Below are 18,018 nucleotides of genomic sequence, written 5' to 3' on the forward strand. Positions count from 1 at the left end.
GATCTATCGACAGGCTCTGCGAAAATCGCCGATGCAAAAGACCTGAAAGAAAGAGAACCCGACCATGGCTGAGACGCAGGACGTCCGCGATAATGAAGGCGGGAGCCGCTATGAACTGAAGGTTGATGGCGGCACGGCTATTGCGGCCTATGAACGGCGCGATGGCGCATTGGTCTTCACGCACACGCAGGTTCCTGAGGCCTTGGAAGGGCAGGGCATTGCCAGCAGGCTGATTGCAGGTGCTCAGGCGGATGTGCGGGCGAAAGGATTGAAGGTCGTGCCACTATGCGAATTTGTCGCCGGCTATTTCGATCGCCATCCCGAGGAGCAGGATCTGCTCGCTCTCGACGCGCCGGGCTGATCGGGGGGATACCTGGAACAGCATGACTTTTGACCAATTCTACGCCTCAACGGCGGCCATTGCGTAATCTCAAAGATGAAGATCGCGACCTATAATGTGAACGGGATCAACGGGCGTCTGCCTGTTCTCCTGCGATGGCTGGGCGAAGCCGAGCCCGACATCGTCTGTCTGCAGGAATTGAAGGCGCCGCAAGATAAATTTCCCGAAACAGCGATCCGTGATGCAGGTTACGACGCGGTCTGGCATGGGCAAAGCCGGTGGAACGGGGTTGCGATCTTGAGCCGGGTCGGTGAAATTCATGGGACGCGCCGCGGGCTGCCGGGCGATCCTGACGATATGCAAAGCCGCTACATCGAAGCGGCTGTTGCCGGGGTTCTGGTGGCAGGTCTTTATCTACCCAATGGCAATCCACGTCCTGGACCCAAGTTCGACTTCAAATTGCGCTGGTTCGAGCGACTTCACGACCATCTCGCCTCGCTCGTCGCTATAGATGCGCCGGTGGTCATCGCCGGTGATTTCAACGTGATGCCAACCGATCTGGATGTCTATTCGCCCGAGCGGTGGCGGGACGATGCGCTCTTCGCGCCAGAGGTGAGGGAAGCTTACCGCCATGTGCTGGAGCAGGGATGGAGCGACGCTCTGCGCGAACTGCACCCCGATCAGACCGTCTATACGTTCTGGAAATATTGGCGCGGGGCCTTCGAGCGCAACGCAGGCCTTCGGATCGACCAGATTCTGCTCAATGGGAAGGCACGGAGCAGGCTTGAATGCGCGCAGGTCGAAACAGCGCCGCGCGGATGGGAAAAGACAAGTGACCATGCCCCGGTCTGGATCGAACTGGCCGACAAGCCGGTGCGCAAGGCGCGTCAGTCGAGAGCGGTAAACCAGTCGGCATAGGGCGTATTACGCGCCATATGGCGATTATAGTCAGGTGCACCATCAGTCCACCAGACTGGGCCACGCTCGCCAAGTCCGCGTTTGGCAATGTCCACCGCCGCATGCGCTTCACGCTCGGCCGCTGCATCGCCATCCTTTCGGGCGTCCCGCACGGCTCTGCGCGCCTGCATCAGATCCGATACCAGCGAAGCTCGGACGTCTTCGTCCAACGCGGGATTGGACAGCCGCCATAGGCGGCCGTGCACGACAAAATAGCGACCATCGGGCGTTGCCGGGTGGGTTGCGGGCTCCCGGCTCACCCCGGCCTTGCCGCCTCGCGCGCCCATGCAACGATGGCCTGTTGCGGCATGGCGCCCGACTGCCGCGCAATCTCGCGGCCACCCCGAAAAAGGATCATCGTGGGAATGGACCGGATGGCATAGCGATCCGCAATTGCCTGATGCGCCTCGGTATCAAGCTTGCCCAGCCGCATATAGGGTTCAAGTTGTCCGGCTGCAGCGCTGAACGCTGGGGCCATCTGACGGCACGGGCCGCACCAGCTTGCCCAGAAATCGACGAGCAGGGGAATATCGGACCGCGCGGCATGCGCGTCGAAATTATCTGCGGTCAGTGTGACAGGCTCACCGGAGAATAGGAACTGCTTGCATCGGCCGCAGCTTCCGCCTTTGGCCAGCCTTCCGCGGGTCAACCGGTTCGCCGTTGCGCAAGCCGGACATATGACGATCAGGGCATCATTGGGCGCCGTGGCCATTCTGGTCTCCATCATGCATCGTCTTGGATGCCATAGATGGGATCGGACACCCCGAATGTCAGGCCCTCGAAGGCAAGCACGTCCTGGGAGGACGATGAAGCCCATAGGCTGCCAAAAAGCTATAACGGCCTGGCTGGACGTTGGCTTGCTCACTCGTCTAAGTTCGTCATCCAAACGAAACAGGATATAGCCCATGAACAATACAGATCTCGCGGAGAAGATCGCCGGCGACAACGGCCTTTCCAAGGCGGATGCCCGCAAGCTGGTCGATGCGGTCTTCGCCGCGATCGCCGATGCTGCAGCAGCGGGCGAAGAAATTGCCCTGAACGGCTTTGGCAAGTTCAAGGTCAAGGACACGCCAGCGCGTGAAGGTCGCAACCCGTCCACCGGCGCTACCATCCAGATCGCCGCTTCCAAAAAGCTCGGCTTCACGCCCGCCAAGGCGGTGAAGGACAAGCTGAACGGCTAATGTGTGGCTGGTAAGCGTCCGTCCAAGATGCTTGCGGGCTTCGTCGGCTGATACGGTCGATAGGGTGGGCTTTCCGCGCCTGACCCGCGAGATGCAGGAGTAGGGTGACAATCCGCAACGTTTAGGAATGGTCGCAGATCTCACCAATCCCGTGCGGGACGATATGGTGGTGAACCCGCGCTATCGCTGTCTTACCGTCTTCACCCACTTCACCAATCCTGACGGGATGCCGGGCCACAAGACGAGAACCTCGTTCTCGGTCACGACCTTATCGAGATTACGCGCACGAGCGGTCCCTGGAACAAGACACGTGCAGCAGCATCTGCGCAGTCGCTGCTGTGAGGGCCGATCTTGAACGTTGGGCTGAGGCGCTGGCGGTCGAGTGGGAACATGGCGCGAATGCCGGCGACTTCGTTGCAGAAAGGGTGAGAACGCTGGCGCTGGCGGGAGATCAGGCCGGTTTTGCGCGTTGGCTCGACATTGCGACGCGCATAGACCAGCTTCTCGATGCGGGCACCATGGAGCATTGAAGGTGGGCAGCTATCTGATTATGTTCCGGCCCGCCAGTCTATCAGCGAGCGTACGGAAAGTGATCGACCAGCGGGTCTCTTCCATTTCGACTATGCTATGTTCCCATTGGTACCGCGCTTCGCCATGGAGGTGATAGATCGAACGCGGTGCTAGCGGGACGGTGACGCGATCGAACCCGCCGGCCTTGCGCCGCCGAAAACGTAAAGGTGCAGAAACGCCCAGCGAAATACCAACCACATGGTGGAAAACCGGGCGATCGCGGTGCCAACCTATGCCGGGACCAGGATCGTACCTGATAAGAAGCGCCTGGGCGAGGCTAGCGGGGTCAAGGCCCGCAAAGGCGGCGGCTCTGTCGCGTATGGGCAGCAGCCAATCAGGCATGGGATCCGTCGGCCCGAAGCGTGCATCATCAAAATCATAGCGCCAGCCAAAAGAACTGGTCAGGCGCTTGCCGAACCAGCCCTGAAAACGGAATGGCTCAAGCGCCGTCGCGTCGATCCCGGCGATCAACCTCAACTCTTCGTCGCGAGAGAGAAGGTTGTCACGATAGGAGAGGCCCGGAATTTTCGGGGTCTCGAACAGGTCGGAAAACAGGCTGGCCATCCACGCCTAAATTGGGACGCTGCGCTTAAAAGGCAATCGCATAGGTGATTTATGATTTCCCGCCTTCCCATAACTCAATAATCCGATCAAGCAGACGGTCGACGATGGCAAGGCCTTGGTCCGTCATCGAAATCGCGACGCGTCGCCCATCAGGACGAGGAATGTCCCGCGTCACCAGCCCCCGCTTTTCCATCTCGGCGATCTTGCGGTGGGCGGTCGACTGCGGAATGTCGGGGGCGGCCGTATACAGGGAGAAGAGATAGACCTCCCGCTTCTCATATTGCGCCAGGTAAAGATCGAGCAGCATGTCCCAGACAGGGCTGGGGCATAGACGATAGCCAATAGCCTCACCAATCGTCTGCCGCATGACCACAAGCCTGCGGCACATATCGATACGTCTGTCGGGGGGATATATTTGCGTCATGTCATGCCTCCTTTTTTGGATACTGACCCTTCGCTCCTCTCTTCGGCCCGTGGACGAGCGGGCCATGTTTGACAGCCACATTGATCATTGCGGTTCGCCTGAAGTGGTTGCCGCCTTTCTGGCTACGCCTGCTGTTCGGCGCGGCGGGGCGTGGGGCTAAAGATACCCCGCCTGGCGGAAGCTCACATGCCCGGCACGGGCGATGACCAGATGATCATGGACCGCGACATCCAGGCAGCGTGCGGCATCGACAATCTTCCTGGTGAAGGCCCGGTCAGCCCGTGAAGGCTGAGGTTGGCCCGATGGATGATTATGAATGAGAAAAATTGCGGTCGCGCCTATCTCGACGCATCGCTTCATGATTTCGCGCGGATAGGCGTGGACATGAGAGATGGTGCCGGTAGCCAGCACTTCATCTGCCAATATCTCATTGACGGCGTTAAGGAAAAGCACCCGCAACTGTTCGACCGGCGCGAATGCCATGGTGGCGCGCAGATAGTCCATCAGTGCCTGTTCGTTCGAGAGTATCGATTTACCGGCGAGTTTTCCGCACAGAATATGCTGGATAGACATTTGCAGGCACTCAAATGTCCGCTCGACACATAGCGCGCCATCCAGAAGGCGCATCCGGTCCTGGCGCCGCGCAGAAAGAGTTGCGGCAAAAGAACCGAACCTGTCGACCAGCCGCTGCGCCAGTTCGGGCGCGCGCGCCGGACAGGTGAGCGCGATCAGCTCTTCCAGGGCCTGTCGACACCGCGCCGTTTTATCCGGCTGCGATGCCGAAAGGTCGCGCCGATGAGCATGGTTTGTGCCACCCAACTCCACACCGCCAGCGCATCGACATAGGCACGTGGTACAATCGCCGGCATCAAGATGCGCATCAGATGCACGGTTACCTCTGCGCCCAGCATCGCCGCGACCCAGAGCGGCCAGAACCGTGTGCTTTGTAGAGAAAGCCATATAAACACACTCAATAAAGCGAAATCGACCAGGAGAATGGCGATCTCGATATGATGAAACCGGTCGCCGAACGGGTCGACAAGCCCTACGGACAGACAGGCAGCGCCCAGCAGGGCTGCAGCGCCGATCCTTTCGGGCGTGCCGCCCCGCCATGCGGCATAGAGGGTGCTGACAATGAGCAGGGTCAGGAACGCGATTTGCCGGGTCATGACCTTCATTGAATCCAGGTGGCCGCATTGCGTCAATCGTCTCTTGCGGGTCAGACGACGCGCAGATTGGCAGGCTGATCGTGCGAGACAACTTTGAAAAGGTCGCCATAGGCGGTTTGCCCGAGGCCAACATCATCGCTGGCCCGTTTGAGATGGGCGTGGGTTATGACCATCTGCTCGCGGGTCTGCGCAATCAGCATGACGGCAGCGGCAGATGTCGCGATAGCTTCCTGGCCGATCGCGGCCGCGAAACGGGCATCGAGACGGGCTAGGGGTAGCGACGCGTTGAGTTCGGCAATCCGGGCAGCAGCAATATCGAGCGCCGCTTCGGCGGCAAATAGCCGTTCGGCAACCGATTTGGCGATGGTCTGTCGTTTAGCGCGCATAGGATCTCCTTCCCGCAAAGGCGGGTGCATAAGGGGCAACATAAAAATGTTGGTTTTAGTGGCGTGCCAGGGCGTCGAGCGCCGAGAGCAGAGACGCGGCCGATCCTGCCATCACAAGAGCAAGCGCCGCCATGATCGCCAGAGCAATCAACGTCATGTTCGAATTCAGGTCATTGTCGGGCCTCCCGCTTGTGCGGAATGGCAGAATATTACCCATCAGAGGAAAGCGTACCGAACTATGGTAGTTCTCCTGCTGTGCGGCCAATAAATCGGCATCGGCAATATCTGCGTCCACTTGATCGTCAGTGGAATCAAATTGGCCAGACGCAGCCGGGAATGGCAGGCCCAAAGATTGGGCGCCCATTTTTTGGGCCCTCTGAGACGTCTCGACGAGACTCTCTTCATAGGCAGCCACTAGCCGTGCCGCCTCCTGCCGGGCAATACCGCCCAACTTGCCACGCGCTGCCAATATATGTTTGTCGACACGACCATGACTATTACCCAGATGCGTAGCAATCTCCTTGCTCGAATAGCCCCGCGCCACCAGGGCAAGGCATTGTCGTTGCCGACCCGTCAGGCTCGCGAGCCTCGTCTCAAAGGCCGCAATGTCCGGCGGAACGGGTGGTTTGGTCATCATCGCGCACTGTCTCCAGCCTTGCGACGCATCCATGGCAGATCAGTCGCAAATAATATTTCCTCTGCGGCCCCGCTCACAATGTCATGAAATTGCAACGCAAACGCAACCATTCAGCCCCGTATTTTGAGACGAATTGAAGTAAATTTGCACAGCTATATCCCGTCCAGCCGGGGGCGGGATGCCGCCATCCAGACCTCCGGGCATGGAGGGGAGGGGATGGACAGGGGATGATCGAGCAGGTTTCGGCCAGAACGTCCCAACGGATATCCACCATGAACGCACTTATCGTCCGCCTCGCGTGCCATATATTCGCCTGCCTGCGTTACCGCAGGGATGAGGCTCTCATAGGCACTATATTTGTCTGGCTCGACGACCAGGATCAAGCGGATCAGGATGATCTTCTGACCACACAACGGTCGCGGGACCGATCCGCATGGTATTACGATCAATCGGCCTTGTCTTCCGGCAAAACCGATATAACCGCACGCTGCGCTGAACATATGCCAACCCTGACCCGGCTCCTTCTCTTGCTGCGCGTACATTATGCCATGCAGATTGACGACATTGCGCGAACCTTCGAGATGCGCCCCCGCCGGGTTCGTCGCCATTTACGGCGAGCCGTAGCGATACTTGCGCGCAACAGGCTTTGACGAAATGACGGCTCCCATCGACCGGCTTATCATGGAAGCGCGCGCAAAGCTGCTGGTCAAACATCTGGGCGGCCGCTGGACGTCTTCTGGCGGTCTGTGCCTTTGCCCGGCCCATGACGATCATGATCCCAGCCTTTCTGTCCGACTGGGCAAGACAGCTCTGCTCTTCAAATGCTTTGCAGGCTGCCATGCCAGCGATGTCCTGCGCGCAATCGCACGGATCGACTATCAGGCGCTGGCAGCTTGTCATGAGCCAGATCATTCGACGCGCGATTTCCAATCCGGTTTCCGGCGCCAGGCGAGGGACATCTGGCATGCGAGCCGACCGATCGCTGACACGCTGGCGCAGGCCTATCTGCAGTCGCGTTCCATCGCCAATCTGGGAGAATGGCTGCGTTTTCATCCGCGAACGCCCTTGCGAACCGACACGGGGCTTGAGTTTCGCCCTGCCATGATTGCTGCCGTGCGCGACAGAGAAGAAATTGTCGCCATCCACCGGACATTTCTTGATCGTCGCTATTCCCGTCTCGCTGCCGACGTACAACCGGCCCGTCGTTTGCTGGGCCGACCCGGCCATGGTGCCGTCATGCTGGCTCCAGTTACCAATATTCTTGGCCTTGCCGAGGGCATCGAGACGGCCCTGTCGGCCATGTACCTTCTCGACATTCCGGTCTGGGCCACACTTGGTAGTGAGCGCTTGCACACTATTGCCATCCCCGCGTCGATTAACCGGCTCATTCTGCTTCCCGACAACGACCGTGCGGGCCGTATCGCTGCAGCGCGTGCGCTGGCGGCGTATGGCGACGGAACGAGGACGGTCACGCATATCCGGCCGCCATCAGGCTATAATGACTGGAACGATGTCCAGCAGGCAAGGGAGGGAGGGGGATTGGATGATGTGGCGCAGGAAGACCCGATGGGCGGGTCTTTGGCGCCTGGAGATCCCAGTCGATGAACCAGCTTCCCATTCTCGTTGCCGCGGCGAACCTCAGCAAGTCGCCATCCAATGTCCGCAAGTCCAGCGATGCTGTCGCCGACGCCCAGCTTGAGGCCAATATCGCCGCCAAGGGCATAAGGCAGAATCTGATCGGCGTGCCGGTTGCGCGCAAGAAAGGCCATTATCGTATCGCCGCGGGCGGACGGCGCCTCGATGCGGTGCATCGTCTCATCGAAAAGGGCGTCTTCGGGCCAGACTATCAGGTGCCGGTGCTGGTCCTGCGCGACGCGAAAGATGCGATCGCCACCAGCCTGGAGGAAAATTTCTTCAAGCTCAGCATGAACCCAGCGGACACCTGCCGGGCTTTCCAGGATATTGTCGAAACCGAAGGCAAGACCCCGGCCGAGATCGCCAAACGTTTTGGCCTGACCGAGCGCTTCGTACTGGGACGGCTGCGCCTTGCGGATCTGGCACCCTGCATTTTTGACGCCCTGCGCGACGGCGAGATCAGCCTTGAGATTGCCATAGCTTATGCCAGCAGTCCCGATGCCGTGCGCCAGGCGCAGATATTCGAAACTCTGGGGCAGAGCTATTACCGCAATAATCTAAACGAGATCCGGCGCCAGCTTGCCCAAGGCAGCAATAGTGGCAATGACCCTAAAGCCCTGCTTGTCGGTCGCGAGGCCTATGTGGCCGCCGGTGGCCGGATCGACAGCGACCTGTTCACCGACGATGCGAGCGAGATGTGGATTGATGGCGACCTGCTCGATCAACTGGCGACCGATAGGCTGGCGCAGGCGGCGCAAGCGATCCGGGAACGGGAAGGCTTTGGCGATGTCCGCATCGTGCCGACCACCCATATTGCCTATAGCGCAACCTGGGATCTCAAGCCCATCGAGGGCGAACAGCCACCGCTGACGCCAGAGCAGGAACAGCGGCTTGCTGATATCGAAGTGGAACTGGAAGCATTCGAGAACCCGGCCGAAACCGACGAGACCGAGGAGGAGGTCGAAGCGCGCTATGATCGGCTGAATGCTGAATGTGAGGCAATCCGGCAACGGGCGCCGATCCTGACCGAGGAGCAAAAGGCGTCCGCACTGGCCTATGTGGTGATCGGTTCCGACGGTCAGCCGCGCGTCCACGAACAGCTTTATCATGTTCCGACTGAACAGGCCGACGATGCGCAGGATTCGACCGGTGATGATGATGAAGTCGATGCGGATGCGGATGCGGATTGCGCGCCAGCACAGGTGGCGCCGGGCCAGCCAAAGATCAGCCAGCGCCTTGCAGAAGAACTGGCCGAAATGAAGGCTGAACTTCTGCGCGTCCATATCGCCAGCGATCCGCGGTTCGCGCTCGATCTCGCCAGCTTCTTCATGGCTGACGCGGCAACGCGGACCTATGGCAGCGCGGAACGGGCCACCGACCTGCGCGCCAATGCCCCCGCATCGCCGCTTCATGGCTATGAGAGCGATACGCCTGCCGCCGGCCAGTGGCTCAAGCTGGAAAAAGATCTTGATCGATGCTGGATCAATCATGCCGATGTGCGGACACGCTATGACGCCTTTTGCGCTTTGAGCCAGGAGGCACGGGCTGCCTGGTTCAGCTCGGCAATTGCCCGGACGGTCCAGGCGGTGCCTGCCGGGCGGACCGGCAGCGTGTTTCTCGACCATCTCGGGGTCAAGTTCGGGATCGATGTTACGGCCTGGTGGCGACCGACCGCGCGCAACTATTTCGACCGGGTCAGCAAGGCGATGATCCTCCAGGCGTTCGAAACGGTCGGCGGCCTGGAACTGAGTTCCCGCTACGCGGCGTCGAAGAAGCATGATCTTGCGCTCTCGGCCGAGCGACTGTTCAGCGGCGATCTCATCGTCGAGGCAGAGGTCAAGGAACGCGCGCTGCAATGGTTGCCGGACGCCATGCGCTTTGTGCCGGTTGGTGAAGCTGAAGCCAGTCTCACCGGAGATGGCGATGCCGATTGTGGCAGCGGGCCGGTCAGTGTCGATGGAGATGCTGCGGCGGAAGCGCTGGCTGCGGCGCCTGACGAAGATGCTGGAGAGGACCGCGTCGCACAGGCGGCCTGAGCCTGGGGAATAATGCTGGGGACCATGATGTGTCGTCATGGTCCCTTTTTCTGTCCGCCGTCCTGGGAGGGAAGGGGAGCGGACGAGGCGTGGACCGATCGGGTCCGAGCCCTGGAGATTTTTATGACTCTTCCTTTGTTCGCTACGCAGCAGCCTGATCCCGTCGCAACGCGTGCACGCCCGCAACGCCTGTTCGATGTCGCGACAAGGCTCGCCGACAGTCTGGCGCAATCGCAGATACCGGACCGCCACGCCTTACGAGAGCTGATGACCGCCAGCTTTGGCGCGAGCGATGCGCAAGGCGCATGGTCGATGCGCCAAGCCTATGACGCGCTTGAAATCGCCCTGATACTGGTCCTGCGACGGGGGAATAGTGGCATCGTCAGTTCCGGAGATCCGGCTGCCTGTTACGCCGATTTGCGCCGTCTTGAAACCAGCCTGCCCACGCATAGCTATCGCAGCGAACAGCAGATCGCGATGCAGCAGTTCAGCACGCCGCTGACCCTCGCCTGGCTGGCGGTCCAGGCGGCACGCCTTGGGCCAGAGGATCATATTCTCGAACCATCGGCAGGCACGGGAATGTTGCTTGGATCCATCCCGCCTGGACGCTGCACCTTCACGCTCAATGAACGCGATCCCGACCGCGCGGCGCTGCTCGCGCTTGCCATCGGGCAGGCTGTCACCTGCCATGACGCGGAATATATCCATGACCTGATGCCTCTGGGCGATGACCCTTCTGTGGTCCTGATCAATCCGCCCTTCGGTCGCAGCGAAGGGCGCGGTGATGACCGACAGGCAGGGGCGCGGCATTTGCGCTCGGCCCTGCTTCGACTGCGCCAGCACGGTCGCTGTGTCGCCATCATGCCTCCTGGCTTTGCTGCTGATGGCAGCGGCGCAAACGCCTATGCGACGATCGCGCAATTGATCCCGCCACGCGCTGAAATCACCATCCTGGGCAGCCCCTTTGCCAAACATGGCACCGGTATCGCCGTGCGACTGCTGTTATTCGACAAGGGATGGCATGGTCAGGGACAAAGTCACGTCGCCGATAATCTGGACGCAGCGCTTGATCTCGTCCTGACGCTGCCTGCCCGGCTCGATCCACCCGGATTGTTGCCACCCCCGCCATTGCCACAGCCACCAAGTCCTGCCGTCGCGTTGCATCCCCCTCGCCCAAAGGCAAAGGATGAGGCAGCATCGCTGTTTCGCACTTTGTCCGCCACGCCGCTCGCCGCGCCGACGCGTATAGCAGCAAACAATGCCAATGCTGTTCCGCTTTCCTACGCCGTACGCGACACGCCTCTGCCGGTAGGCGAGCCTGTTGGCATCTATGCGCCCTGGCGGCTTGCGCGGATTGCGATCGACGGTGCGACACCCCATCCCGACAAGCTGGTCGAATCCCTCGCTATGGGATCAGTATTGCCGCCCGTACCGCGCTGGCAGCCATTATTACAACCAAGTGCGCTCGCTGCCCTGTCCGAGGCGCAACTGGAAACCGTCATCCATGCAGGCGAAGCCTTTTCACGAGATTTGCCCGGCACATTCACGCCCAATGCAGCAGGGGATCAACTCCATGAAGATCCCGCAGGGCGCGCCTATCGGACGGGCTTTTTCATTGGCGATGGCACAGGCGTTGGCAAGGGCCGGGAAGGGGCGGGCCTGATCCTTGACCAGTGGAACAGGGGTAATCGCCGTGCCATCTGGATTTCGCGCAGTGCTGCCCTGCTCGAAGACGCCCGAAGGGACTGGAGCGCCCTTGGCGGCCTGCCGATCGATATCCAGCCGCTCGATGCCTTCCCGCTCGGTGAGCCGATCGCCATGACGTCTGGCATTCTCTTCCTCACCTATGCAACGCTGCGCTCGGTCCGTCAGGACAATATCTCACGCCTGCAGCAGATATTGGGCTGGACCGATGCTGAATTTGAGGGCGTCATCCTGTTTGATGAATCCCACGCGATGGGCAACGCTGCAGGCACGCAAGGCGATTTTGGAACGGCGAAGGGGTCAGAGCAAGGCCTGGCGGGCGTTCGCCTCCAAAATGCCCTGCCCCGCGCGCGGATAGCCTATGTGTCCGCGACGGGTGCCACAAAGCCTGAAAATCTCAGCTATGCCTCGCGCCTTGGCCTGTGGGGGCCGGGCACAGGCTTTACCGACCGCAATGCTTTCATGGCGGCGATGGACGGGGGCGGGATCGCCGCGATGGAGATTGTGGCGCGCGATCTCAAAGCCACCGGCCTCTACACTGCGCGGGCGCTGAGCTTTGCCGGGGTAGAATATGATCCGCTCGAACATCGATTGAGCCCTGACCAGATCGCCATCTATGATGCTTTCGCGGATGGGTGGGCGGTGATCCATGCCAATCTGCACAAGATATTGGGCGCTTCTGGTGTCGTCGATGCGATGACGGGGGAAACGCTAAATGGCCAGGCCAAAGGCGCGGCACTCAGTCGATTTGAAAGTGCCAAGCAGCGCTTCTTCTCGCAATTGTTGATTGCGATGAAGGTGCCGAGCCTGATCAAGGCCATAGAGGGCGAGATAGCCCTTGGCCATGTGGCTGTCGTGCAACTCGTCACGACAGCAGAGGCAATATTGGAACGCCGTCTTGCCGATTTACGTGGGGAAGATCGCGCCAATTTGAATCTGGACCTGTCGCCGCTTCAGACTCTGATTGATTATCTCACATCGGCCTTTCCCACCCGGCAGATGCGGGTCTTCCGCGCCAGCGACGGCGAATTGCGCTCTGAACCGATGATCGATGCCGACGGGCAGCCCGTCCATTGCCAGGAAGCGCTCGATGCGCGCGACACGATGATTGAGGATCTGTGCGCGCTCCCTCCCATCCCTGCTGCCCTGGACGCGCTCATCGCGCATTTTGGCGCGGACAAGGTCGCCGAGGTTACCGGGCGGTCACGCCGGATTATCGTTGATAGCAGCGGGCGGCAGAAGGTCGAGCGGCGCGGCACACATGCCAATATCAGCGAAACACGGGCGTTTATGGACGGGATCAAGCCCATATTGATATTCAGCGACGCCGGATCGACCGGGCGCTCCTACCATGCCGATCTTGCCAGCAAGAGCGCGGACAAACGCCGCATCCATTTCCTTCTGGAACCGGGATGGCGTGCCGATGTCGCGATCCAGGGGCTTGGACGCACCCATCGCACAAACCAGGCATGCCCACCGGTGTTCCGGCCTGTGACCACTAACTGCAAGGGCGAACGCCGTTTCATCAGCACGATTGCACGAAGGCTGGACAGCCTTGGCGCGCTAACTCGCGGGCAGCGTCAGACGGGCGGCCAGAATATGTTCGATCCGGCCGACAATCTTGAAAGCGACTATGCGCGTGAAGCGCTTGGGCAATGGTATCGGCTGCTTTTCGCAGGCAAGCTTTCCAGCGTGACGATGGGCGACTTCGTCACACTGACTGGTCTCAAGCTCGTCGATGAGGGCGGTAACCTGCTTGAAACCCTCCCGCCCATCCAGCGCTGGCTTAATCGCATCCTGGCGCTGCGGATCGCGATCCAGAATGCAATCTTTGAGGAATATATGGGTCTCATTGAGGCGAGGGTGGACGCCGCTCGTGCGGCGGGCACGCTTGACCTTGGCGTCGAGACTATTCGCGCCGAGCGGATCGAGACTTTGTCTGAGCAGATTTTGCGCACAGATCCGGTGACCGGCGCGCAGACCTGTCTGTTGCGCCTTGAGCTTCACATCCAGCCTCGCGTCACCACATGGCACATACTGAACCAACGGTATCAGGGCATGGACGACATGGCCTGGTTGCGCAACAGCCGCTCCGGGCGCGTCGCCTTGCAATTGCCCTCCTGGTCGATCACCGATGAAGAAGGGCGACCCATTCCCATGTGCCAGCTTGTCCGGCCCACCGGATCGACGCGGATCGATCGGGCATCGCTCGTACATAGTCACTGGGCCTGCATCGATGCCGAGACATTCAAGACTGTCTGGGACGAGGAGGTGGCCGCCGCAGAAGGACGGCTTGACGTCGAGACCATCTGGGTCGCGATGGGCCTTCTTCTGCCTGTCTGGAACAGGCTACCACAGGACGATGTGCGCGTGTGGCGTATCGATAATGGCGCGGGCACATCCATTTTGGGCCGGATCATTCGTCCGGGCGCGGTTGAAAAACTGCAAGCGGCCTTTGGACTGGAACAGGGCATAAGGCTCGGTGCCAGAGACCTGCTTACTGCCGTAAAAGCTGGGGACGACGTCGCCATACCGGGTCTTGGCAAAGCGCGTCTCGCCTCAGTTCTCGTCAACAGTGCCCGTCGCCTTGAAATCCGCGACTATGATACTGGTGACCGCGCCTGGCTGAAAGCGCGCGGTGTGTTCAGCGAGATCATCCAGTATCGCACGCGGCTTTTCATTCCCGTCGACAGGGCTGTCGAAATACTCGACGCGATCATCGCGGAGCGACGCTGAGACGGCAATGTGTGACATGGTAATGCCGTATCCGCTTATCTGACAAGGGAAACTTATGTTCAATCCGTTTCAGCGTACATGCGCCGACGCCTATTGCGAGGGTGACTTCGCCCATGTCGAAGATATCGAGCAGGTTCGCGCAGTTAGCGATACGCTCTTCACATTTCTGATGATTGAGTTGGGTACCCCCGAGGATTGCGACACGCGCGAAGAAGCACTGCGCAGAATGGCGATGGCGATTGGAAACATCCAGGATTTTGCCGCTGCGATTGAAAAGATGCAGACAGCCTGAGTATCTGGACTTGTAGTTAGTAATCCTGAGGTCAGACATTGGCCGCCGAAGCTCATGGAACCCAAGCACCCCGGCGGCTGTCCTGCTTATCTCAATGTCTCGGACCAGGTCAGCTTTCCGCCGTTTTCGGCGCGGACTGTACGTCGGGCGTTTTGATACCGAGGGTCTTGCGAGAAGATTTTACGGTTTTTGCAGAGCGAGCTTTAGGTGCGGGTTCCGCTGGCGTCTTTTTCGCGGTGACGCTCGATTGACGTTTCGCTTTCGCAGGCTTCGAGGCTTTGACGGTGTCAACCGGAGGGGCGATCGCATCAATAGATGTCGCCGATATGCTGACTTTGGAAGGCGTTTTTCGCGCAGGCTTGGCGACGGGCTGGTCTCCTGCTGCCTTCACCTTGCGCGATGCCTTGGGTGGTAAAATGTCGGCAGATGTCGCTATGGCGTCTTTTGGAGCGCCGGTTGCGGACATCTTCTCATCGGTGGTTGATGCTATGGGCGCAGATACAGCCTTGCTTGTGGGCCTTGCCCGGCTTGTTGCGACCGTCGTCTTAGGCGTCTTTACCTTCCGCCCCTTGCCCGTCACAGGCGCAGACACTTGTTCGGTAGGGACATTTGCGATGGTCGGCTCGCTCGTTGCCGGCGACACATTAGCAGCGCTCGCAGCGGCGGCTTTTGCAGCAGTTCCACGCTGTCCAAGGCCGAGCCGTTGCGCGACTTCCCGGCGCTGCTCGGAATAGGCCGGTGCAACCATGGGATAGGTTGACGCAAGACCATAGCGCTCACGATATTGCGCTGGCTTAAGGCCGTGCGAGGCCAGATGCCGCTTGAGCGTTTTGTAAGGCCGGCCATCGATGAGGCTGATGAGATGCTCGCGGGAGGCGAGACTTTTGCGAACACTGACCGCAGGCGTGTATTCCAGCACGGGCTCTGCTTCCACTGCGGATGTTTGCGCCACCAGCGCTGCACGTGTCGACTGGATCAACCCTGCCAGATCGGCGCTTGGCACCATATTATTGGTGACATAGGCGCTGAGCAACTGAACGGTCAGAACCGTATAGTCGGGCTGGTCGGCATCGGTCATGGGAATATCCTGTCCAAGACATGGTGAGAATGTCGGCGCTGCAGGAGCCGCGGCTCAAAAACAGGAGTTTAGCCATCCGGGCCGTGATTTGTCAAAGGGGAGGGGGAGCCATGTCTGTGCAGGCAAACAGCTTGGGCAGGTAAACCGGTACAGGAGCTTATGGACAATGGCGGACATATATATTCAGGGGAGTTTTGCGTTCATATGTCATGTGGAAGAGGCCGAAACATTGGGCCAAGCCTGGTACGCCGTAATGTCGTTGCGCGATGACGTCGAGCCAGACGCGCCCTCCGCCGCACTCACTACATTGTTTCCCCCTCTTGATGAAGGCGATCCATGGTCAGGCCTGCTCACCATTTTCGACAATCCCGATTTCCCCGACTTTGGTGCTGATCTCCAGATCGACGTCGATCGCGATAATCGGGACATGCGAATAGTGGTGATTTGCGGGATGACGGATTTTCAGCCTGCGCCGATCGCAAAGCTGATCCAGCGATGCTGTGCCCAAAGCCTGGCACAGGCACCGATCGGCTTTGAATGGGCGGAAGTCTGTTCCAGACCGCGCGTCGGACATTTCCGCGGCGGGTGGTGCGCCATCTTTCCTGATCGCCTCGAATTTGAAAGCACCCATCATGTTTTGTCGGCGGCCCTGAGCGGTGCGGTGATCTGAACGGTGACACGCTGTTTGTGGGACACAGGTCCATGGCGAGACATGCGGAGGGGAGGGGGGAAGGGATTTGCGAGGATCAGTGGCGCTGCCCTGGCTTCATGACCCTATGAGGAGAGCCTCCCATGTCCAGTCTTGCAATCCCTATCGACAGTGCGCCGGTAACGGGTGCTTATCGCGTCGATATTTCCCGCGGCCATAATGTCAGCCGTGTCTCATCAGAATGGTTTTCGCGGCCCGATGACGAGAAATTCCTGTCGCTGACAGACCTTTACGACCATGTCCGCACGCGGGCCGAGCGAGCGACGACACGGATCGTCGAAAGCCGATCGCTCCGGGTCGAGGCGCGTGCCGATAATCCGGAACGCCTGACCCTGTTCGTGCCGGGCGAGGATATGCCCATCGCGCCCACCAACTGGTCCTTTGGCCAGCTCTCCAGCCTGGTCGGTGCACCCGCTTCCTATCTGCGCTCGCTGCCCGCAGCGCTTGCTGGCATCAATCTCCAGCATGGCCTGCTGGCGCATCGCGGCGAACAGGTGAAGCTGCTTCAGACGCAAAATGGCCGCGCTGAATTACGCGCGGTTACAGGTCCTGATTATGGGCGCATCTGGGATCATGAGCTGGTCGCCGCGGTCATGAAGATCGCGGGCGACGGCGTGGGCGATACGCGCTGGAAAGTGCCCGGCATCCTTGACTGGTCTTCGATGCACTATAACCCCTTTGTCGATGTAACCCGCGACACGACGACGCTCTATGCATCCGATCGCGATGTCTTCCTGTTCCTTGTGGATGATACCCACCCGATTGAGGCCGGACGTCTTGCCAATGGCGATCCGGACCTGTTCTTCCGCGGTTTTTACTGCTGGAATTCGGAAGTCGGGTCAAAGACGCTGGGCATTTCCACTTTCTACCTGCGCGCCGTCTGCATGAATCGCAATCTGTGGGGTGTCGAGAATTTCGAGGAAATCTCGATCCGCCACTCCAAGTTTGCGGCCAATCGCTTCGCCCATGAAGCCGCGCCTGCACTTGAAAACTTCGCTGATTCCTCCGCCAGCGGCTTCATCCAGGGCATTCGCGCCGCGCGCGAGCGTATCGTTGCCCGCACCGACGAAGATCGCCAGACATTCCTGCGAGGTCAGGGTTTTTCCAAGGCCGAAACCGGCAAGATCATCGCTACCGTGCTGGCCGAAGAAGGTCATCCGCCTGCCAGCATTTTCGACTTTGTCCAGGGCATCACCGCCCATGCCCGGTCCAAATCCAATCAGGACAGCCGTCTCGACGTTGAGACGAAGGGACGCAGGCTTCTCGAACGGGCGCATTGACCCCGGCTGAGCCCGGCACCGCGTCGCGCAATCTCCCATTCGCACATCAGTGACGGTCGTTGAAAGGCGACCATCACGCTCGCCCTTGAAAGGACGCCATCATGCGGACCTCGTCCCAGCATTCGCTCCAAAGCTTTCGCATCGATATCCACTTCTTCAGCGGAAACGACCTCTATGCCTGTGAAACATACCGGATCGATGCACCCGATTGGTATCGCGCCGAGCAGCAGGCGCTGCAATTGTCGGGCGAGAGCGCTTACGACAATAGTCGGGTGCCGGATCTTCGGCGCACGGCGACATCATCGCTGGCCTGACCGTGT

General features: G+C 59.9%; 21 protein-coding genes. 12 read left to right on the top strand and 9 right to left on the bottom strand.

Features of this window, described 5'->3' with window-relative positions; genetic code table 11:
* The first annotated feature begins 64 nt into the window (after positions 1 to 64).
* Positions 65 to 361 carry a GNAT family N-acetyltransferase gene (locus OVY48_RS03135; RefSeq protein WP_313921821.1) on the top strand — a complete coding sequence of 99 codons (297 nt, stop codon included), beginning with the start codon at positions 65 to 67 and terminating at the stop codon, positions 359 to 361.
* A gap of 75 nt (positions 362 to 436) precedes the next feature.
* Positions 437 to 1,258 (top strand): exodeoxyribonuclease III, encoded by an 822-nt coding sequence (gene xth, locus OVY48_RS03140; protein WP_313921822.1) that lies wholly within the window; start codon positions 437 to 439, stop codon positions 1,256 to 1,258.
* Here xth and OVY48_RS03145 read toward each other — a convergent pair.
* Positions 1,228 to 1,584, bottom strand: a complete 357-nt coding sequence (locus OVY48_RS03145) for a hypothetical protein (protein WP_313921823.1) — start codon at positions 1,582 to 1,584, stop codon at positions 1,228 to 1,230. The two genes, xth and OVY48_RS03145, sit on opposite strands and share 31 nt — an antisense overlap.
* Positions 1,554 to 2,009: a thioredoxin TrxC gene (gene trxC, locus OVY48_RS03150; RefSeq protein WP_313921824.1), complete on the bottom strand. Its 456-nt coding sequence runs from the start codon at positions 2,007 to 2,009 to the stop codon at positions 1,554 to 1,556. Before trxC ends, OVY48_RS03145 begins: the two co-directional genes overlap by 31 nt.
* Before the next feature lie 193 nt (positions 2,010 to 2,202).
* Between trxC and OVY48_RS03155 the strand changes: the two genes are divergently transcribed.
* The gene (locus tag OVY48_RS03155) at positions 2,203 to 2,478 is read left to right on the top strand and encodes an HU family DNA-binding protein (RefSeq protein WP_313921825.1); all 276 of its coding nucleotides are present in this window, start codon (positions 2,203 to 2,205) and stop codon (positions 2,476 to 2,478) included.
* Between the two features lie 338 nt (positions 2,479 to 2,816).
* Positions 2,817 to 3,008 (top strand): DUF6961 family protein, encoded by a 192-nt coding sequence (locus OVY48_RS03160; protein WP_313921826.1) that lies wholly within the window; start codon positions 2,817 to 2,819, stop codon positions 3,006 to 3,008.
* 10 nt (positions 3,009 to 3,018) lie between these two features.
* Here OVY48_RS03160 and OVY48_RS03165 read toward each other — a convergent pair whose 3' ends face one another.
* The 6 genes from OVY48_RS03165 to OVY48_RS03190 form a co-directional block, all read right to left on the bottom strand.
* Complete coding sequence (locus tag OVY48_RS03165; RefSeq protein WP_313921827.1) at positions 3,019 to 3,612, bottom strand: alpha-ketoglutarate-dependent dioxygenase AlkB; 594 nt, start codon at positions 3,610 to 3,612, stop codon at positions 3,019 to 3,021.
* A 49-nt stretch (positions 3,613 to 3,661) separates the two neighbouring features.
* Complete coding sequence (locus tag OVY48_RS03170) at positions 3,662 to 4,036, bottom strand: MarR family transcriptional regulator (RefSeq protein WP_313921828.1); 375 nt, start codon at positions 4,034 to 4,036, stop codon at positions 3,662 to 3,664.
* Between the two features lie 156 nt (positions 4,037 to 4,192).
* Complete coding sequence (locus OVY48_RS03175; protein WP_313921829.1) at positions 4,193 to 4,861, bottom strand: RadC family protein; 669 nt, start codon at positions 4,859 to 4,861, stop codon at positions 4,193 to 4,195.
* Positions 4,765 to 5,205, bottom strand: coding sequence for a hypothetical protein (locus OVY48_RS03180; protein ID WP_313921830.1), 441 nt, complete (start codon positions 5,203 to 5,205; stop codon positions 4,765 to 4,767). The genes OVY48_RS03175 and OVY48_RS03180 overlap by 97 nt, the downstream gene beginning before the upstream one ends.
* A gap of 50 nt (positions 5,206 to 5,255) precedes the next feature.
* Entirely contained in the window at positions 5,256 to 5,591 is a 336-nt protein-coding gene (locus OVY48_RS03185; RefSeq protein ID WP_313921831.1) for a hypothetical protein, read from the bottom strand.
* Positions 5,592 to 5,646: 55 nt separating this feature from the next.
* The gene (locus OVY48_RS03190; RefSeq protein ID WP_313921832.1) at positions 5,647 to 6,228 is read right to left on the bottom strand and encodes a helix-turn-helix transcriptional regulator; all 582 of its coding nucleotides are present in this window, start codon (positions 6,226 to 6,228) and stop codon (positions 5,647 to 5,649) included.
* A 272-nt stretch (positions 6,229 to 6,500) separates the two neighbouring features.
* Between OVY48_RS03190 and OVY48_RS03195 the strand changes: the two genes are divergently transcribed.
* The 5 genes from OVY48_RS03195 (at position 6,501) to OVY48_RS03215 (ending at position 14,631) form a co-directional block, all read left to right on the top strand.
* Positions 6,501 to 6,878, top strand: coding sequence for a sigma factor-like helix-turn-helix DNA-binding protein (locus OVY48_RS03195; protein ID WP_313921833.1), 378 nt, complete (start codon positions 6,501 to 6,503; stop codon positions 6,876 to 6,878).
* A gap of 4 nt (positions 6,879 to 6,882) precedes the next feature.
* Positions 6,883 to 7,833 carry a toprim domain-containing protein gene (locus OVY48_RS03200; RefSeq protein ID WP_313921834.1) on the top strand — a complete coding sequence of 317 codons (951 nt, stop codon included), beginning with the start codon at positions 6,883 to 6,885 and terminating at the stop codon, positions 7,831 to 7,833.
* Positions 7,830 to 9,899: a ParB/RepB/Spo0J family partition protein gene (locus OVY48_RS03205; RefSeq protein ID WP_313921835.1), complete on the top strand. Its 2,070-nt coding sequence runs from the start codon at positions 7,830 to 7,832 to the stop codon at positions 9,897 to 9,899. The genes OVY48_RS03200 and OVY48_RS03205 overlap by 4 nt, the downstream gene beginning before the upstream one ends.
* A gap of 123 nt (positions 9,900 to 10,022) precedes the next feature.
* The gene (locus OVY48_RS03210) at positions 10,023 to 14,339 is read left to right on the top strand and encodes a strawberry notch-like NTP hydrolase domain-containing protein (RefSeq protein ID WP_313921836.1); all 4,317 of its coding nucleotides are present in this window, start codon (positions 10,023 to 10,025) and stop codon (positions 14,337 to 14,339) included.
* A 55-nt stretch (positions 14,340 to 14,394) separates the two neighbouring features.
* Positions 14,395 to 14,631: a hypothetical protein gene (locus OVY48_RS03215; RefSeq protein ID WP_119750480.1), complete on the top strand. Its 237-nt coding sequence runs from the start codon at positions 14,395 to 14,397 to the stop codon at positions 14,629 to 14,631.
* A gap of 109 nt (positions 14,632 to 14,740) precedes the next feature.
* On the opposite strand, the gene OVY48_RS03220 is transcribed toward OVY48_RS03215, so the two are convergent.
* Positions 14,741 to 15,709, bottom strand: coding sequence for a MucR family transcriptional regulator (locus OVY48_RS03220; RefSeq protein ID WP_130754522.1), 969 nt, complete (start codon positions 15,707 to 15,709; stop codon positions 14,741 to 14,743).
* On the opposite strand from OVY48_RS03220, the gene OVY48_RS03225 reads away from it, so the two are divergent.
* From OVY48_RS03225 to OVY48_RS03235, 3 genes are all read left to right on the top strand, one after another.
* Complete coding sequence (locus OVY48_RS03225; protein ID WP_313921837.1) at positions 15,708 to 16,379, top strand: hypothetical protein; 672 nt, start codon at positions 15,708 to 15,710, stop codon at positions 16,377 to 16,379. The two genes, OVY48_RS03220 and OVY48_RS03225, sit on opposite strands and share 2 nt — an antisense overlap.
* Before the next feature lie 122 nt (positions 16,380 to 16,501).
* Positions 16,502 to 17,698: a DUF932 domain-containing protein gene (locus tag OVY48_RS03230; RefSeq protein ID WP_313921838.1), complete on the top strand. Its 1,197-nt coding sequence runs from the start codon at positions 16,502 to 16,504 to the stop codon at positions 17,696 to 17,698.
* 101 nt (positions 17,699 to 17,799) lie between these two features.
* Positions 17,800 to 18,012 (top strand): hypothetical protein, encoded by a 213-nt coding sequence (locus tag OVY48_RS03235; RefSeq protein ID WP_313921839.1) that lies wholly within the window; start codon positions 17,800 to 17,802, stop codon positions 18,010 to 18,012.
* The last annotated feature ends 6 nt before the right edge of the window (positions 18,013 to 18,018 follow it).

Source organism: Sphingobium sp. SA2 (genome assembly GCF_032227065.1).
Taxonomy (GTDB): domain Bacteria; phylum Pseudomonadota; class Alphaproteobacteria; order Sphingomonadales; family Sphingomonadaceae; genus Sphingobium.

Coding starts and splice junctions, on each gene's coding strand:
- OVY48_RS03135 (WP_313921821.1), top strand. CDS start 65: ATGGCTGAGACGCAGGACGTCCGCGATAATGAAGGCGGGAGCCGCTAT.
- xth (WP_313921822.1), top strand. CDS start 437: ATGAAGATCGCGACCTATAATGTGAACGGGATCAACGGGCGTCTGCCT.
- OVY48_RS03145 (WP_313921823.1), bottom strand. CDS start 1,584: ATGGGCGCGCGAGGCGGCAAGGCCGGGGTGAGCCGGGAGCCCGCAACC.
- trxC (WP_313921824.1), bottom strand. CDS start 2,009: ATGGCCACGGCGCCCAATGATGCCCTGATCGTCATATGTCCGGCTTGC.
- OVY48_RS03155 (WP_313921825.1), top strand. CDS start 2,203: ATGAACAATACAGATCTCGCGGAGAAGATCGCCGGCGACAACGGCCTT.
- OVY48_RS03165 (WP_313921827.1), bottom strand. CDS start 3,612: ATGGCCAGCCTGTTTTCCGACCTGTTCGAGACCCCGAAAATTCCGGGC.
- OVY48_RS03170 (WP_313921828.1), bottom strand. CDS start 4,036: ATGACGCAAATATATCCCCCCGACAGACGTATCGATATGTGCCGCAGG.
- OVY48_RS03180 (WP_313921830.1), bottom strand. CDS start 5,205: ATGACCCGGCAAATCGCGTTCCTGACCCTGCTCATTGTCAGCACCCTC.
- OVY48_RS03185 (WP_313921831.1), bottom strand. CDS start 5,591: ATGCGCGCTAAACGACAGACCATCGCCAAATCGGTTGCCGAACGGCTA.
- OVY48_RS03190 (WP_313921832.1), bottom strand. CDS start 6,228: ATGATGACCAAACCACCCGTTCCGCCGGACATTGCGGCCTTTGAGACG.
- OVY48_RS03195 (WP_313921833.1), top strand. CDS start 6,501: ATGAACGCACTTATCGTCCGCCTCGCGTGCCATATATTCGCCTGCCTG.
- OVY48_RS03200 (WP_313921834.1), top strand. CDS start 6,883: ATGACGGCTCCCATCGACCGGCTTATCATGGAAGCGCGCGCAAAGCTG.
- OVY48_RS03205 (WP_313921835.1), top strand. CDS start 7,830: ATGAACCAGCTTCCCATTCTCGTTGCCGCGGCGAACCTCAGCAAGTCG.
- OVY48_RS03210 (WP_313921836.1), top strand. CDS start 10,023: ATGACTCTTCCTTTGTTCGCTACGCAGCAGCCTGATCCCGTCGCAACG.
- OVY48_RS03215 (WP_119750480.1), top strand. CDS start 14,395: ATGTTCAATCCGTTTCAGCGTACATGCGCCGACGCCTATTGCGAGGGT.
- OVY48_RS03225 (WP_313921837.1), top strand. CDS start 15,708: ATGGGAATATCCTGTCCAAGACATGGTGAGAATGTCGGCGCTGCAGGA.
- OVY48_RS03220 (WP_130754522.1), bottom strand. CDS start 15,709: ATGACCGATGCCGACCAGCCCGACTATACGGTTCTGACCGTTCAGTTG.
- OVY48_RS03230 (WP_313921838.1), top strand. CDS start 16,502: ATGTCCAGTCTTGCAATCCCTATCGACAGTGCGCCGGTAACGGGTGCT.
- OVY48_RS03235 (WP_313921839.1), top strand. CDS start 17,800: ATGCGGACCTCGTCCCAGCATTCGCTCCAAAGCTTTCGCATCGATATC.